The 14,546-nt window shown below is 75.4% G+C and carries 14 protein-coding genes; 6 read left to right on the top strand and 8 right to left on the bottom strand.

Annotated features, from left to right (window positions below; translation table 11 throughout):
* Window positions 1-104 precede the first annotated feature (104 nt).
* Both ACWDBB_RS29595 and ACWDBB_RS29590 read left to right on the top strand, forming a co-directional pair.
* Window positions 105-1,055, top strand: coding sequence for a hypothetical protein (locus tag ACWDBB_RS29595; protein ID WP_449792517.1), 951 nt, complete (start codon window positions 105-107; stop codon window positions 1,053-1,055).
* Window positions 1,056-1,090: 35 nt separating this feature from the next.
* Entirely contained in the window at window positions 1,091-1,492 is a 402-nt protein-coding gene (locus tag ACWDBB_RS29590; protein WP_449792516.1) for an NTP pyrophosphohydrolase, read from the top strand.
* Between the two features lie 4 nt (window positions 1,493-1,496).
* Here ACWDBB_RS29590 and ACWDBB_RS29585 read toward each other — a convergent pair whose 3' ends face one another.
* Entirely contained in the window at window positions 1,497-1,952 is a 456-nt protein-coding gene (locus ACWDBB_RS29585; RefSeq protein WP_449792515.1) for a hypothetical protein, read from the bottom strand.
* 221 nt (window positions 1,953-2,173) lie between these two features.
* On the opposite strand from ACWDBB_RS29585, the gene ACWDBB_RS29580 reads away from it, so the two are divergent.
* The 3 genes from ACWDBB_RS29580 to ACWDBB_RS29570 are packed head-to-tail and all read left to right on the top strand — an operon-like array spanning window position 2,174 to window position 5,051.
* A complete protein-coding gene (locus ACWDBB_RS29580) occupies window positions 2,174-2,335 on the top strand; it encodes a hypothetical protein (protein WP_402408174.1) in 162 nt (53 codons plus the stop codon).
* Window positions 2,332-4,569 carry a heavy metal translocating P-type ATPase gene (locus ACWDBB_RS29575; RefSeq protein WP_449792514.1) on the top strand — a complete coding sequence of 746 codons (2,238 nt, stop codon included), beginning with the start codon at window positions 2,332-2,334 and terminating at the stop codon, window positions 4,567-4,569. Before ACWDBB_RS29580 ends, ACWDBB_RS29575 begins: the two co-directional genes overlap by 4 nt.
* A 2-nt stretch (window positions 4,570-4,571) precedes the next feature.
* On the top strand, window positions 4,572-5,051 hold the full coding sequence (locus tag ACWDBB_RS29570; RefSeq protein WP_449792513.1) for a copper chaperone PCu(A)C: 480 nt from the start codon (window positions 4,572-4,574) through the stop codon (window positions 5,049-5,051).
* 96 nt (window positions 5,052-5,147) lie between these two features.
* Here the strand turns inward: ACWDBB_RS29570 and ACWDBB_RS29565 are convergent, their stop codons facing one another.
* Window positions 5,148-6,155: an Acg family FMN-binding oxidoreductase gene (locus ACWDBB_RS29565; protein ID WP_449792512.1), complete on the bottom strand. Its 1,008-nt coding sequence runs from the start codon at window positions 6,153-6,155 to the stop codon at window positions 5,148-5,150.
* Window positions 6,156-6,350: 195 nt separating this feature from the next.
* A complete protein-coding gene (locus ACWDBB_RS29560; protein ID WP_449792511.1) occupies window positions 6,351-7,202 on the bottom strand; it encodes a universal stress protein in 852 nt (283 codons plus the stop codon).
* Window positions 7,203-7,775: 573 nt separating this feature from the next.
* Between ACWDBB_RS29560 and ACWDBB_RS29555 the strand changes: the two genes are divergently transcribed.
* On the top strand, window positions 7,776-9,473 hold the full coding sequence (locus ACWDBB_RS29555) for a sensor histidine kinase (RefSeq protein WP_449792519.1): 1,698 nt from the start codon (window positions 7,776-7,778) through the stop codon (window positions 9,471-9,473).
* 86 nt (window positions 9,474-9,559) lie between these two features.
* On the opposite strand, the gene ACWDBB_RS29550 is transcribed toward ACWDBB_RS29555, so the two are convergent.
* The 5 genes from ACWDBB_RS29550 to ctaD form a co-directional block, all read right to left on the bottom strand.
* Window positions 9,560-10,399 carry an alpha/beta fold hydrolase gene (locus ACWDBB_RS29550; RefSeq protein ID WP_449792510.1) on the bottom strand — a complete coding sequence of 280 codons (840 nt, stop codon included), beginning with the start codon at window positions 10,397-10,399 and terminating at the stop codon, window positions 9,560-9,562.
* 230 nt (window positions 10,400-10,629) lie between these two features.
* The gene (locus ACWDBB_RS29545; protein ID WP_449792509.1) at window positions 10,630-11,103 is read right to left on the bottom strand and encodes a pyridoxamine 5'-phosphate oxidase family protein; all 474 of its coding nucleotides are present in this window, start codon (window positions 11,101-11,103) and stop codon (window positions 10,630-10,632) included.
* A gap of 159 nt (window positions 11,104-11,262) precedes the next feature.
* Entirely contained in the window at window positions 11,263-11,979 is a 717-nt protein-coding gene (locus ACWDBB_RS29540) for a response regulator (protein ID WP_449792508.1), read from the bottom strand.
* 134 nt (window positions 11,980-12,113) lie between these two features.
* Window positions 12,114-12,647, bottom strand: a complete 534-nt coding sequence (locus tag ACWDBB_RS29535; protein WP_449792507.1) for a hypothetical protein — start codon at window positions 12,645-12,647, stop codon at window positions 12,114-12,116.
* Between the two features lie 117 nt (window positions 12,648-12,764).
* A complete protein-coding gene (gene ctaD, locus ACWDBB_RS29530) occupies window positions 12,765-14,543 on the bottom strand; it encodes an aa3-type cytochrome oxidase subunit I (protein WP_449792518.1) in 1,779 nt (592 codons plus the stop codon).
* Window positions 14,544-14,546 lie beyond the last annotated feature (3 nt).

Raw genomic sequence — 14,546 nt, 5'->3', positions numbered from 1 at the left:
TCAGCCACGTGATCATTCTGACGGTCCAGCGTCGCCCGGCACGGCAACCGGGCGACACGTCACGACGGGGCGAACGTTGCCTGATGCGGCACTAGTCTCCGGGGATGGCCTCCTCTCCCCGCCCCGTTCGGCTCACCACCCGGCTCGTCGACGGACTCGTCTGCGCCTACGCACCCGCCCCCGACGCCGTGGGCGTGCTGTCGCCCGCCGTGGCCTGCCGGCCGGCCGCCGGGGACGAGGTCGTCGGCCACACCGTCGCCGCCGACCTCCGGCACGCCTACTACACGACGCTCGACGCCGCCGTCTGCGTGGCGACGGCGGACGGCGCCGAGGTCTGGCGGTCGCGGTTCGAGCCGCAGGCGCACCCCGTCCACGGCCATCGGCCCGCCTGCGAGCTGTCCCCGGACGGACGGGTGCTCTGGGTCTACCGGCCCGACGTACCGGCGGGCCGCGACCGGCCGGACCAGTGGGTCGCCGTGGACGCCTCGACGGGGGAGATCCTCGCCCGGACTGACCTGGAGACGGCCGGGCACGGCGGCATCCAGCTGCCGCACCCGGCGAGCGGCCGGATCTTCCTCAACGTGGGCGAGGGGCAGGACGGCACGGTCGTCCACCACGCGTCGCTGGCCGACGGTCGGATCGACCTCGTCAGCTACCCCTGGGTCGACCGGTGCCTCATCGACCTCTCGCCCGACGGCCACCGGTTCCTGACCGTCGACCACGCGCAGAACGACCTCGCCGTGCACGCCTTCCCCGGGGGCGAGGTGGCGTTCACCCTGACGGCCGAGGACTTCGGGCACGACCCGGAAGCCGTCTGCCTGGAGTGGAGCGGCGGCTACCTGACCACGGACACCCTCGTCGCCACCCTCGTCGGCGAGACCGAGGACGAGCAGGACTGGTTCCGGCACTACCTCGTCGACGCCCGGTCCGGCCGGATCCGGGGCGAGTTCGACGCCCGCACGGCGGAGCCGTACGACCTCCTGCCGCTCGGTGACGGCTCCTGGCTCACCACCGACTCCTCGGGCCACCCGGTCCGCTGGACCGCCACGCCCTGAGGAGTCCCGCGGGCCGGGGTGGCAGGCTGACGGCCATGGACGAGAACGAGGCCGCGCCGCTCCCCCTGCTGGTCGTCGACGGCGCGAACGTGGTCGGATCGGTACCGGACGGCTGGTGGCGGGACCGGCGGGGCGCCGCGGAGCGGCTGCGGGACGCGCTGGTCGCCGTCGCCGGGCGGGGTGTGCCGGAGCTGCCGGGACCGCTGGAGGTGGTTCTGGTGGTGGAGGGCGCGGCCCGGGGCGTCGCCGGGGTGCCGGGGGTGCGGGTGGTGGAGGCGAGCGGGAGCGGGGACGACCGGATCGTGGAGCTGGTCCGCGCGGCTCGTACCGAACACCCTGAGCGGGCCTGCCTGGTGGCCACCGCCGACCGCGAACTGCGCGCCCGGGTCGGCGCGTTGGGCGCCGACGTCACTGGGCCGCGCAGCGTGCGGCCGTAGGACCTCAGTCGGCCTGGACGGCGTGCATGCCCCAGTGGATGGACGGGTCCGAGGTGTGAGCGGTGAACAGCAGGTCCCGGCCCGGGCGGGCGGGGACCTCCACCGAGCCGATGCCGGTGGAGTCCGTCGGGCACTGGACCGTGAAGTCGGCCGGCGCCTCGCCGCCGATGTGCACGTCCACCGAGCCTCCGCCACGACAGCCGAGCGTGAACGTGAACGGCAACGACGGGTTCACCGAGGCCGTCACGGCGCCGCCGTCGCCGATCCAGTCCGGTATCCAGAGCAGCGCCTCCGGCCCCGGGTCCGGCAGGATCTCGCCCGTCCCCGGCTGGCCCAGAGCCCTGACGGGAGCCGCGCCCCCGCCCGTGGCCGGCTCCGCCACCGCCGTCCCGGCGACGGCGAGAACCGCCCCCACCGCCCCCGCCACCGCCACGAAGCCGTGCTTCTTCATGCGCTTCACCGCTGATTCCCCCTTCGGTGCCCCTCGGTCGTACGCCTGGTGTTCGACGTACGGAGCAAACCTACGACACCCCACCGACAGAACACGCCTGCCGGAGGACACCTGCCGGGGCGCCACCCCGCGAGCGGTTCCGCACCGCCGACTTCGGACCGTACGGGAACCGATCGCGGTGCCCGTCCGACTGCTGGGGCGTGAGTGCGAAGTCGCCGGGTGTCCGGCCGTTGAGTGTGCTGGCGGGGTTCGTCCTGCTGCTGGTGGTGGTGTTCGTGGTGGCCTACGGGGTGGGACGGCAGGTCGGGCCGGTGGCGCCCGGGTTGCGGCCGAGCAGCGGGGGCGGCGCGTCGCCCGGGATGGGCGGGCACGACATGGGCGGGATGCGATGAGCGCCGTCGCCGAGCCCGTGGTCGCCACCGATCTGGCGGTCGGCGGGATGACCTGCGCCGCCTGCGTGGGCCGGGTCGAGAAGCGGCTGGCCCGGATCGAGGGCGTGACGGCCGGGGTGAACCTGGCGACCGGGCGGGCCCGGGTGCTGCATCCGGCCGGGGTGCCGGTCGCGGAACTGGTCGCGGCCGTCGAGCGGGCGGGCTACACCGCCGAGCCGCTGCCCGCGGGGGCGCCGGTCGGGGTCGCGGCCGAGGAGCCGGACGACCGGTGGCGGCTGCTGGTCACCGCCCTGCTGGCCGTCCCGGTGCTGGTGCTGTCGATGGTGCCGTCGGCGCAGTTCACCGCCTGGCAGTGGGTCTGCTTCGCGCTCGCCGTCCCGGTGGTGACCTGGGGGACGGCCGGTTTCCACCGCCGGGCCTGGCAGGGGCTGCGGCACGCGGCGGCGACCATGGACACCCTGGTCAGCCTGGGCGTGGTGGCCTCCTTCGGCTGGTCGGCGTACGCGCTGTTCCTCGGCGGGGCCGGCGATCCGGACATGCGGATGCCGTTCTCGCTGACCGCCGACGGCGGCGGCACCGCGCACGTGTACCTGGAGGCGGCGGTCGGCGTGCCGCTGTTCGTGCTGGCCGGGCGGCTGCTGGAGGGCCGGGTGCGCCGGCGCAGCGGGTCCGCGCTGCGGGCGCTGGCCGAGCTGGGCGCCAAGCAGGTGTGCCTGCGGGGGGCGGACGGCGAGGAGCGCCTGGTGCCGATCGAACTGCTGCTGCCCGGGCAGGAGTTCGTGGTGCGGCCGGGCGAGCGGGTGGCCACCGACGGGGTGGTGGTCGAAGGGGGTTCGGCGCTCGACCTGAGTCTGCTGACCGGGGAGAGCGTGCCGGTCGAGGTCGCCCCCGGGGACGTGGTGGCGGGTGCGACGGTGAACGTCGGCGGTGCGCTGGTGGTCCGGGCCACGGCGGTCGGCGCGGACACCCAGCTGGCCCGGATCACCGCCCTGGTGGCGGAGGCCCAGGCCGGCAAGGCGCGGGCGCAGCGGCTGGCGGACGCGGTGGCCGGGGTGTTCGTGCCCTGTGTGCTGGCGGTCGCGGCGAGCGTGCTGGGCTTCTGGCTGGGCGCGGGCGCGGCCCCGCAGGCGGCGGTGACGGCGGCGGTCGCGGTGCTGGTGGTGGCCTGCCCGTGCGCGCTGGGGCTGGCCACGCCGACGGCACTGCTGGCGGCGACGGGGCGGGGCGCGGAGCTGGGCGTGCTGGTGCGCGGCCCGGAGGTGCTGGAGAGCCTGCGCCGGGTGGACACGGTGGTGATGGACAAGACCGGGACGCTGACCACCGGCCGGATGGAACTGGCGGACGTCATCACCACCGGCGGCCTCACCCGGGACGAGGCCCTGCGCCTGGCCGGCGCGGTCGAGCACCGCTCCGAGCACCCGATCGGCCGGGCGGTCACGCAGGCGGCGCGGGAGCGCTGCGGGCCGCTGCCCGCGGTGGAGGGCTTCCGGGCCGCCACCGGGCTCGGGGTGTCCGGGACGGTCGAGGGCCGGGCCGTACGGGTGGTGCGGCCGGACGACACCGTCCTGCCGCCGGACCTGGCCGAGGCGGCCGCGCGGGCCGGGAAGGCCGGCCGTACGGCCGTCGTGGTCGAGCTGGACGGACGGCCGGCGGCCGTGCTGACGGTCGGCGACACGCTGCGCCCGGGCAGCTGGCGGGCGCTCCACCGGCTGCGCGGGCTGGGCCTGGAGACCGTCCTGCTGACCGGGGACGGTCCGGGCGCCGCCCGGGCGGTGGCCGCCGAGCTGGGCATCGAGCGGGTGCACGCCTCGGCCTCCCCCGAGCGCAAGGCCGAGGTGGTGGCCGAACTGCGCGCCGCCGGACGGACGGTGGCGGTGGTCGGCGACGGCGTCAACGACGCGGTGGCCCTCGCCTCGGCGGACCTCGGGGTGGCGCTGGCCTCCGGCAGCGACGCCGCGATCGGCGCGGCCGGGCTGACCCTGGTGCGCGGCGACATCGAGGCGGTGGTGGACGCCGTACGGCTGGCGCGGCAGACCCTGGCGACCATCCGGGCCAACCTGCTCTGGGCCTTCGGCTACAACCTGGTGCTGATCCCGCTGGCGGCCGTCGGACTGCTCAACCCGATGCTGGCGGCGGTCGCCATGTCGCTCAGCTCGCTGCTCGTGGTGGGCAACAGCCTGCGGCTGCGCACCTGGGAGCCGGGGCGGGCCAGGAGCCGAGGGGGACGCCGGTGAGGGTGTCCGAGAGGTTCAGGGTGGCGGGCCCGCCGGTCGGCGCGGCGGCACTGGCGCTGGTCCTGCTCACCGGGTGGACGGTGGTCGGCGGGGCCGGCCGCACCCGCCCGGTGGAGGCCGGGTCGGGCTGGGTTCTGCTGCCGACGGCGGGCGCGTCCGCCGCCACGGCGGCCTTCTTCACGGTCCGCAATCCGGGCGACGTGCCCGACGAACTGACCGGCGCCAGCTGGGAGTTCGGCGGCCGGATCACCCCGAAACGGCATCTGCACCAGGGTGCGGCGGGCCGCTGGGAGCCGGCGTCGGCACTGCCGGTGCCGGGCCGCGGCGAGCTGCGGATGACCCCGGAGGACGCGGACCTGATGATCGCCGACCCGCCGCCGCTGCGGGCCGGCCAGTGGGTGGAGTTCACCCTCACCTTCCGCCACAGCCCGCCGCTGCGGCTCGGCGCCCGGGTGCTGCCCGCGGCCGAGCGACCGCGCTGAGCGACGGTGGCGAGCGACGGCGACGGCCCGGGCCGCTCCCACCGACCCGGGCCACTCCTGTCGACTCCGGCCACTCCCACCGACTCGGGGCAGCAATCAGGAAGGCCGCTCCCCGAGCGTCTCCTCGACCGTCCGGCGCGGGGTGGCCGCGCCGGAGGGGCCGTAGCCGACCCGCAGCACCAGCTGGACGTGGCCCGGCCCCGTGTCCGGGTCGCGCAGCGCCCAGCGGGTGTCCGGCCACTCGATCGCCTGGTGCCAGATGGAGAGCCGGACGCCGTGCGTCGTGGCCAGCAGCCAGACCCGCTCCAGCGCCTGCCCGGTGCGCAGCCAGTCCAGCGGGCCGTCGCCGGGGGTGGTGAGGGTGCACAGCTGGGGCAGCGCCTCGAATCGCCGGGACGGCTGCGCGGGGGCCTGCGGCGGGCGGCCGCCGAACTCGCGCATCGGCACCCGGGCGTCGTGGTCCTGCGGGCCGAGCGCGGCGTGCGGGATGCCGTCCTCGGCGGTGCCGTCGTCGGACCGCAGCCAGGCCCGGGACTCCGCGGCACGGGCCGGGTCGGCGGCGTTGCGGCTCTCGGCCTCGGCGGTGAGCGCCTGCACCCGCCGTACGCCCTCCTCCTCCAGCGCGGCCAGCGTAACGCCCTCCTCGCGGGCGGCGTCGATCAGCTCGCCGATCACCGCCTCGGGCACGTCGCGCTGGGCGAACGGCTCACGGCTGGAGTGCCGGGCGGCGATGGCGGGGTAGAGGTCCCGGCCGAAGGGCGTGAGCTCGGCGGCCGGGCGGGAGAGGTCCAGCACGGCGAGCAGTTCGGGCTCGGCGGCGTCCGGCAGCAGCCGGGTCAGTGGTTCCCGGTCCAGCTGCCCGGCCGCCACCCGCAGGTTGAACAGGGCCGCGCCGACCGCGATGTGCACGGCGGCACCGACCGGGTCGGCCAGCGGTACGGAGCGCGCGGTGTCGGCGTACACGGCGAGCCCGCGCCCGTCCGGGGTCGGCACGAAGCGCCAGGGCTGGCTGTTGTGCAGCGACGGCGCCGCGCCGCCGGCGGCGGCGAGCAGGCGCAGGTCGGCCGCGCTGAGCATCTGGGTGAGAGCCGGGTCGAGCGTCATGGCGATCCACTCCTTCAACCGCGGGGCGTCGGCTTCGCCTCCGGGCACGCGCACCCGCCAGGAGGTCCCGCTGCTTCCGAGCGTGCGCGCCCGGTGGTGCCCGGGGACAGGGCCCTTGGGCCCGTCCTTCGGCCCGCCATCGGGCCCGTCCGGTGGATCCGGGACGGGGGCGGATCCACCGGACGGGCCGCTCCGTCACCCGTGCGGAACGACCGCGACGGGGGCCTCGGCGTGGTGCAGGACGGCGTGCGCGACCCGGCCCAGCCGGGGGCCGATCTCGATCGGGCGGCGGCCACGGCCGACGACGACCAGCGCGGCTCCGGCGGAGGCCTCGACCAGGGCGCGGGCGGCGCCGAGCTGCACGTCCTCGACCACCTCGATCTCCGGGTGCTGCTCGCGCGGGCCGGCCAGGGCGAGCGAGAGCAGCTCGGCCTCCAGCGCCTCCAGCTGGGCGAGCTCGGCCGCCGGGACGGCGCCGCCCGCGTAGCCGAACACCGGCGGCAGGTCCCAGCCGTGCACCGCCCGGACCCGGGCGCCGCGCAGGGCCGCCTCACGGAAGGCGAAGTCGAGCACCTCCGTCTCGGGGGCGTGGGCGTCGACGCCGACCACCACCTCGCCCTCGCCGGCCTCGCCCTCCTCTCGCACCACGACCAGCGGCACGCTGCTGCGGCCGGCCACCGACATGCTGACCGACCCGAGCAGCAGGCCGGTGAAGCCGCCGCGGCCGCGCGAGCCGAGCACCAGCAGCTCGGCCTCCGCGGCGGCGGCCACCAGCCCGTCCACCGGCGCGTCCAGGACGGCGTCGGTCTCCACCGTCAGGTCCGGGTGCAGGCGGCGGACGTCCTCGGCGGCCTCGGCGAGGGTGCGGCGGACGGCCGCGGGCAGGTCGTCCTGCTCGGCGAAGGAGGACACCCCGTCGGTCAGCCACGGCCAGGCGTGCACCAGGCGCAGCGAGGCACCGCGGCGCACCGCCTCGGCGGCGGCCCAGTGGGCGGCCGCGGTGCTCTGCGGCGAGCCGTCGACCCCGGCCAGAACGGTTGACGTCATGAGAGTTCCTCCACACTGTCGACACGCTGTCGACGCTCGGCGGTTCGGTGCGGGCCGCGGTGCGCTCTGACGCCCCGTCCGCTCCTCCCCCACCCTGGCAGCGACGCAGGACCGGCGGCAGAGGCCGCAGGACCCCCTGCGGCGGGACGAAAGGCCCGCCCGACGGAGCCTACGGCCGACCCCGCCGTCCCCACCAATGACACGGCATCCGGTGCCCGGCTCCCACCGCCCCGCTCCCCACGGCGTCCTGCCGCGTCGTCACCACCTCACCGCCGTCCCGTTACGCCCCGTTCTGTCCCGCGCCCACCGGAAGGCTGACACACGCCACTGACACCTCGGGCCCGCCGGCCGCCCGGATCCCTCCCCGGCCCGGTGTGGGGTCCCCCGTTCGGTCTATCGTGTAATGGACATTCCCGCTGGTCGGACGGCGCCGAGCCGGGCCGGGCGGTGGGAGCGGCCGTCCGCAGGGCGGATGGGGCACGTCCGGACGGTGGACGGGCCGGTCAGGGCGGCACGACGAGGAGGACAGCGGTGGGCGGAGCGGACGGCAGCGCGACGGGTGGCGGCGCGCGGATGCCACGGCTGCGCCTGGACGAGCTGCTGGAGGAGCTCCAGGGGCGGATCGACGCGGCGCGCGGCACCCAGAACCGGGTGCACAGCCTGCTGGAGGCGGTGCTGGCGGTCGGGCGGGAGCTGGACCTGGCACAGGCGCTGCACCGGATCGTGGAGGCGGCGGCCGACCTCGTGGACGCCCGGTACGCGGCGCTCGGGGTGATCGGGCCGGACGGGCACACCCTGTCGCAGTTCCTGACGGTGGGCCTGACCGAGGAGGAGATCGCCGAGATCGGCCCGCCGCCGTCGGGCCGCGGCATCCTGGGCGAGCTGATCCGCGAGCCGAAGCCGCTGCGCTGCCCGGTGCTGTCCGAACACCCGGCCTCGGTCGGCTTCCCCGCGAACCACCCGCCGATGCACACCTTCCTGGGGGTGCCGGTGCGGGTGCACGGCGAGGTGTTCGGCAACCTCTACCTGACCGACAAGCGCGGCGGACTGGACTTCGACGAGGACGACGAGGCGGTGATCGCCACCCTGGCGGTCGCGGCCGGCGTGGCGATCGACAACGCCCGGCTGTACGAGGAGGCGCAGCTGCGCCAGCGCTGGCTGCGGGCGAGCACGGAGATCACCCGCAGCCTGCTGTCGGGGGCGCCGCGGCTGGAGGTGGTCGAGCTGATCGCCCGCCGGGCGCGGGAGATCTCGGGCGCCGAGCTGGCGGACGTCTCGGTGGCGCTGGCCGGCCCGGAGGAGCGGGCCGAGGAGCTGACGGTGGAGGTCGCGCTGGGCGGCACGCCGTCGGCGCGGCTGGGGGTGACGGTGCCGGTGGACGGCACGCTGTCCGGTGCCGCGTACGCCTCCGGCTCGCCGGCCACCAGTGACGAGCTGGCCTGCGACGCCCGGTTCAAGGCCGGCCCGGCGGGCCGCTTCGACGGGCTGGGCGCGGCGGTGGCGGTGCCGCTGGGCACCGGTGCCGGGTACGGGCGGGGCGTGCTGCTGCTGGCCAGGGCGCAGGGGCAGCCGGCCTTCGGGCCGGAGGAGACCGGCCCGCTGCTGGGTTTCGCCGACCAGGCCGCGCTGGCCCTGGAGCTGGCCGAACGGCGGCGTGACGCCGAGCAGTTGAACCTGCTGGAGGACCGGGACCGGATCGCCCGGGACCTGCACGACCTGGCGATCCAGCGGCTGTTCGCGACCGGGATGACGCTGCAGAGCGCGGGCAGGCTGATCGAGAGCCAGGCCGCGGCGGACCGGGTGGCCCGGGCGGTGGCCGACCTGGACGAGACCATCAAGATCATCCGCTCGACCATCTTCGGCCTGCGCGCCCACAGCGAGCCGGACCGCGGCCTGCGCGCCCGCGCCACCCGGGTGGTCACCGAGGCCCAGGGCACGCTCGGGTTCCCGCCCCGGCTGAGCCTGGAGGGCCTGCTGGACACCGACGTGCCGCAGGAGCTGGCCGGGCACGTGGTCGCGGTCCTCGCCGAGGCGCTCAGCAACGCCGCCCGGCACGCCCGGGCGTCCCGGGTCGAGGTGACGCTGCGCGCCCTGGCCGGGCGGGTGGTGCTGACCGTGACGGACGACGGTGTCGGCGTGCCCGAGGGCGGGCGGCGCAGCGGGCTGCGCAACCTCGCCGAGCGCGCCGACCGGGTCGGCGGCTCCTTCACCGTCGACCCCGCCGAGGGCGGCGGCACCCGGCTGGTGTGGGAGGCCCCGCTCGGGTCCTGAGGGCCCCTCCCGACGCGGAGGCCCGCCACCGGGGGTCACCGGTGGCCGGCCGACCACCGGTGACCCCCGCCGACAGGCCCGGGCCGTCAGCCCCGCAGGGCGCGCAGGAAGCCGAGCAGGTGGGCGTTGAACTCCTCCGGTCGCTCCATGTTCGGGTAGTGCCCGGTGTCCTCGACGATCACCGCGCGGCCGTCGACGACGGTGCGGACGACCCGCTCGGCCAGGCCGATGTGGTCCACGGAGTCGATGCCGCCGTTGATCGCCAGCAGCGGGACGGTGATCCCGGTCAGCCGCTTCCAGGTGTCCGTCACCGGCACCAGGTACTGGGGCTCGTCGGGGCTGTGCTTGGCGACGGTGTTCCGGGTCATCTCCTTGAGCCGGCGCACCACTTCGGGATCGACCTCGTCCAGGCGGCGGTGCGGCCCGGAGGCGAGGCGGGTGAACGAGTCGAGCCAGCGCTCGCCGTCGCCCTCGGCCAGCGCGGCGTTCTGCTCGTCGCGGAGTTCGCCGAGCCACGGGTCCTTGAACTCGGACTCGCCGGTGCCGTTGCCGCTGATCACCAGCGCGCGGACCAGCTCCGGGTGTTCGAGGGCCAGGTCGAGGGCGATCGTCCCGCCCATGGAGAGCCCGACCACGACCACGGGACCGAGGCCGAGGTGGCGCAGCAGGTCGGCCAGGTCGTCGGCGGGGCGGAACGGCCGGCTCGCGTTGGCGGAGGCGCCGTGGCCGCGGGTGTCCGGTGCGATCACCCGGTACTCGGGCAGCAGGGCGGGGAGTTGGTCCGCCCAGCTCCGGTGGTCCAGCAGGCCGCCGTGCAGCAGCACCAGCGGTTCGCCCGTACCGGCGTCGAGGTAGGCGAGGCGGCCGTGGCCGCTGTCGAAGGAGCGCAGGTCGTCGGGGGAACCGGTCACGGCGGATTCAGTCATGACGTGATTTTAGGTTCGAGCGCCCCATCGGCCCCGGGCGGGTGCCGGGGCTCCTCGCCGGACGCCGCCCGGCTCCGGCGGAGGAGGAACGGCGTTCCCGCGCCCGGCAGTTCGCCGTGCCGGTCGAGGGCGCCCACCCGTCCGCCCCGGCCCGGACCCTTGCGGCGGACCCCGAACTCCCCTGCCCCGCTGAGGAGTTGCCGGGGCCGCAGGAGGGCGCCGGCGGGGGCTCAGGCCAGGCAGCGGCCGATGACCAGTTCCGGGCGTATCCGGATCCGTACGGTGTCGCCCGGGTCGGTGCTCCTGGTGGCCGGGCGGACCTGGGCGCGGCCGAGGACGGTGACGAACCAGCCGGTGCCGTCCCGGCCGTCCACCTCGTCGACCTCGAAGGCGATCACCGCGCCGTCGACGGCCCGGGCCAGTTCGGAGCCGGCCGGCGCCGAGAGCAGCACGCCGCCGGGGCCGAGCCGGAACGGCACCGGCAGGACGGCCGGGAGGGCGTCGACGGTGTAGACCACCCGGCCGACGTCGGCCCTGGCCAGCAGCTCCAGCGAGCGCCTGCGGTCGAGTTCGCGGAGTTCGGGAAGGTCGTACGGGGCGGGCCGGGGAGACGGGACGGGCCGGGGAGACGGGACGGGCCGGGGAGACGGGACGGGCCGGGGAGACGGGACGGGCCGGGGGGACGGGACGTGGTCGCGGTTCATGCGAGCGATGCTCGCCCGGGCCCGGCCCCGGTCGCGAGGGCCGATGGTCCCGGCGAGGGCCCTGCCCCGAGGACCGCCGGCCCCGGGACCGAAGGCCCGTTCGGCCCCGAACGGAACCGGACGGAACCGGACGGGCCCGGGCAGCCGCGACCGGCCGGGTCAGTACCGGCCGGAGCGCAGCGCGGACGGCTGCGGGGCGGCGGCCTGGCGCAGCTCGGTGGCGATCAGGGCGGCCTGCACCCGCCGCTCGACGCCGAGCTTGGCGAGCAGCCGCGAGACGTGGTTCTTGACGGTCTTCTCGGCGAGGTAGAGCCGCTCGCCGATCTGCCGGTTGGTCAGGCCCTCGCCGATGAGTTCGAGGACCTCCTGCTCGCGCGCGGTCAGGCCGGGTCCCGTGGTCACCGGCTGGGCGGGCTCGGCGTCGCTGCGCAGCCGGTTGAGGAGGCGGGTCGCGGCGCCGGGATCCAGCATCGAGCGCCCCGAGGCGACGGTGCGGACCGCGGCGACCAGGTCGGTCCCGCTGATCTGCTTGAGCACGTACCCGGCGGCGCCCGCCATCACGGCGTCCAGCAGCGCCTCCTCGTCGTCGAAGGAGGTCAGCATCAGGCAGGCGAGGCCGGGCATCCGCGAGCGCAGCTCACGGCAGACCGAGACGCCGTCGCCGTCGCCCAGCCGGACGTCCAGCACGGCCACGTCGGGCCGCAGCGCGGGCACCCGGACGAGCGCCTGCTCGGCCGTCGCCGCCTCCCCGACCACCTCCAGGTCCGGTTCGCCGTCCAGCAGGTCGTGCACCCCGCGGCGGACCACCTCGTGGTCGTCCAGCAGGAACACCCGGACCGGCGCCGAGGCCTCGGCACCCTCCGTCTTGGTCGCCATCACGCGGCTCCACCTTCGTCACCCCCGCACACTCCCAGCGGGGCCCAGGGCATCATCCCGCACGGCCGGCCGTCGGCCCAGGGCCCAAGGGCCCCATTGCGGCCGGGACACAGGGCCCGGCCGGCGGGCGCGTCTCAGCGCCCCTGCCGCCGGACGTTCCCCAGGCCCATCAGCAGGAAGGCGAGCGCGACGCCCGCGCCGCTGACCGCCGCGAGCGCCACCCGGGGCACGACCTCGCCGCCGCCGGACAGCAGGATGGCCACCGCCCCGAGCAGGGCGACGGCCGTACCGACCACCAGCCACCCGGCCAGGGCCAACGCCGGCGGGCGGTTGGAGCGCGGGGCGGGCCCGGCGTCCAGGGCGGCCCAGCGGGCCGCCGTCTCGCGCACCTCCCGGCGGCGGTCCCACAGGGCCCGCAGCCGCAGCGCCGTGCCGCCGACCAGTCCGGCGAGCGCGACCTGCGCGGCGGGCCGCCAGTCCGTGAGGACGAGCAGCAGCCCGCCCGCGAGCGCGAGCCCGGCCCACCACAGCACGCACGCCGCGGCGGCGGTGCGGGTGGAGCGGGGCCGGTCGGCACCGGCCTGGAGGTCGGCGATGGCGGGCAGGTACCAGACACAGCCGCTCGCGGTGAGGGCGGCGGTGCCGATGGCGAGAACGGTGTGGTTCACGACCCGGCCTTCCTGGTCACGAAGGGGTGAGGAGAGGGGAGAGATCAGGAGTGGAGGAGCCGTCCCCGCCCGCCCGGGGGCAGCGACGCGGGCGGGGACGGCGTTCGGGGAGCGGGATCAGCCGCCCGAGGAGGGTGAATCGGTGGGCCCGGTGACCCGGTCCTTGGTGGCGACGGCGGCCGCCGCCCGGTCCGCCCGGCTCAGCGGCCGGTCGTACTTCGCCGGCTCCACGTCACCCAGGTGCTTGGCGGGCTTGCCGCTGTTCTCCAGGATGTCCCGGGCCGCGATGTCCGGGTGGTGGAGGTCGAAGGCCGGGGATTCGGAGCGGATCCGCGGCAGCTTGACGAAGTTGTGCCGCGGCGGCGGGCAGGAGGTGGCCCACTCCAGCGAGCGGCCCCAGCCCCACGGGTCGTCCTCGGTGACCTTCTCGCCGTACTTGGCGGTCTTCCAGACGTTGTAGAGGAACGGCAGGATCGACAGGCCGAGCAGGAACGAGCCGATGGTCGAGACGGTGTTCAGGGTGGTGAAGCCGTCCGAGGCCAGGTAGTCGGCGTAGCGGCGCGGCATGCCCTCCACGCCCAGCCAGTGCTGGACCAGGAAGGTGGCGTTGAAGCCGACGGTCAGCGTCCAGAAGGTGATCCGGCCGAGCCGCTCGTCGAGCTTCTTGCCGGTCATCTTCGGCCACCAGAAGTGGAAGCCCGCGAACATCGCGTAGACCACGGTGCCGAACAGCGTGTAGTGGAAGTGCGCGACCACGAAGTACGAGTCGGAGACGTGGAAGTCGATCGGCGGGGCCGCGAGCAGCACGCCGGTCAGGCCGCCGAACAGGAAGGTGACCAGGAAGCCGACCGTCCAGAGCATCGGGGTCTCGAAGCTCAGCGAGCCCTTCCACATGGTGCCGACCCAGTTGAAGAACTTCACACCGGTCGGGACCGCGATCAGGAAGGTCATGAAGGAGAAGAACGGCAGCAGGACCTGTCCGGTGACGTACATGTGGTGCGCCCACACCGTCACCGACAGGCCCGCGATGGCCACCGTCGCGGCGATCAGGCCGGCGTAGCCGAACATCGGCTTGCGGCTGAACACCGGGATGACCTCGGAGACGATCCCGAAGAACGGCAGCGCCAGGATGTACACCTCGGGATGCCCGAAGAACCAGAACAGGTGCTGCCAGAGCATCGCCCCGCCGTTGGCCGGGTCGAAGACGTGGGAGCCGAACTTGCGGTCGCACTCCAGCGCCAGCAGCGCGGCGGCCAGCACCGGGAAGACCAGCAGCACCAGCACCGAGGTGAGCAGCACGTTCCAGCAGAAGATGGACATCCGGAACATGGTCATTCCGGGAGCGCGCATGCAGATGATGGTGGTGATGAAGTTGACGGCGCCGAAGATGCTGCCGAAGCCTGACAGCGTCACGCCCATGATCCACATGTCGGCGCCGACGCCGGGCGAGTGGATCGCGTCGGACAGCGGCGCGTAGAGGAACCAGCCGAAGTCGGCGGCGCCCTGCGGAGTCGCGAAGCCGGCCGCGGCGATCAGCGAGCCGAACATGAACAGCCAGTACGACAGCATGTTCAGTCGCGGGAAGGCGACGTCCGGGGCGCCGATCTGGAGCGGCATGATCCAGTTGGCGAAGCCGGTGAACAGCGGCATGGCGAACAGCAGCAGCATCACCGAGCCGTGCATGGTGAACGCCTGGTTGAACTGCTCGTTGGAGAGGATCTGCGTTCCGGGCCGTGCGAGTTCGGCGCGCATGACCAGGGCGAGGATGCCGCCGATCAGGAAGAACGCGAACGATGACACCAGGTACATGGTGCCGATCGTCTTGTGGTCGGTGGTGGTCAGCAGCCTGACCAGGGCCGAACCGGGCCTCCTGGCCCTGACCGTCCCCGCGGGGATGGC

Source organism: Kitasatospora sp. NPDC001095 (assembly GCF_053598615.1).
The sequence above is the reverse complement of the archived record's forward strand: the minus strand, read 5'-3'. Positions and strand labels throughout refer to the sequence as shown.

Excerpts from the sequence above, each read along its gene's own strand:
- ACWDBB_RS29540 (WP_449792508.1), bottom strand. The coding sequence starts at position 11,979 with ATGGCGACCAAGACGGAGGGTGCCGAGGCCTCGGCGCCGGTCCGGGTG.
- ACWDBB_RS29565 (WP_449792512.1), bottom strand. The coding sequence starts at position 6,155 with ATGACGCTCGACCCGGCTCTCACCCAGATGCTCAGCGCGGCCGACCTG.
- ACWDBB_RS29545 (WP_449792509.1), bottom strand. The coding sequence starts at position 11,103 with ATGAACCGCGACCACGTCCCGTCCCCCCGGCCCGTCCCGTCTCCCCGG.
- ACWDBB_RS29560 (WP_449792511.1), bottom strand. The coding sequence starts at position 7,202 with ATGACGTCAACCGTTCTGGCCGGGGTCGACGGCTCGCCGCAGAGCACC.
- ACWDBB_RS29575 (WP_449792514.1), top strand. The coding sequence starts at position 2,332 with ATGAGCGCCGTCGCCGAGCCCGTGGTCGCCACCGATCTGGCGGTCGGC.
- ACWDBB_RS29595 (WP_449792517.1), top strand. The coding sequence starts at position 105 with ATGGCCTCCTCTCCCCGCCCCGTTCGGCTCACCACCCGGCTCGTCGAC.
- ACWDBB_RS29590 (WP_449792516.1), top strand. The coding sequence starts at position 1,091 with ATGGACGAGAACGAGGCCGCGCCGCTCCCCCTGCTGGTCGTCGACGGC.
- ACWDBB_RS29550 (WP_449792510.1), bottom strand. The coding sequence starts at position 10,399 with ATGACTGAATCCGCCGTGACCGGTTCCCCCGACGACCTGCGCTCCTTC.
- ACWDBB_RS29555 (WP_449792519.1), top strand. The coding sequence starts at position 7,776 with ATGCCACGGCTGCGCCTGGACGAGCTGCTGGAGGAGCTCCAGGGGCGG.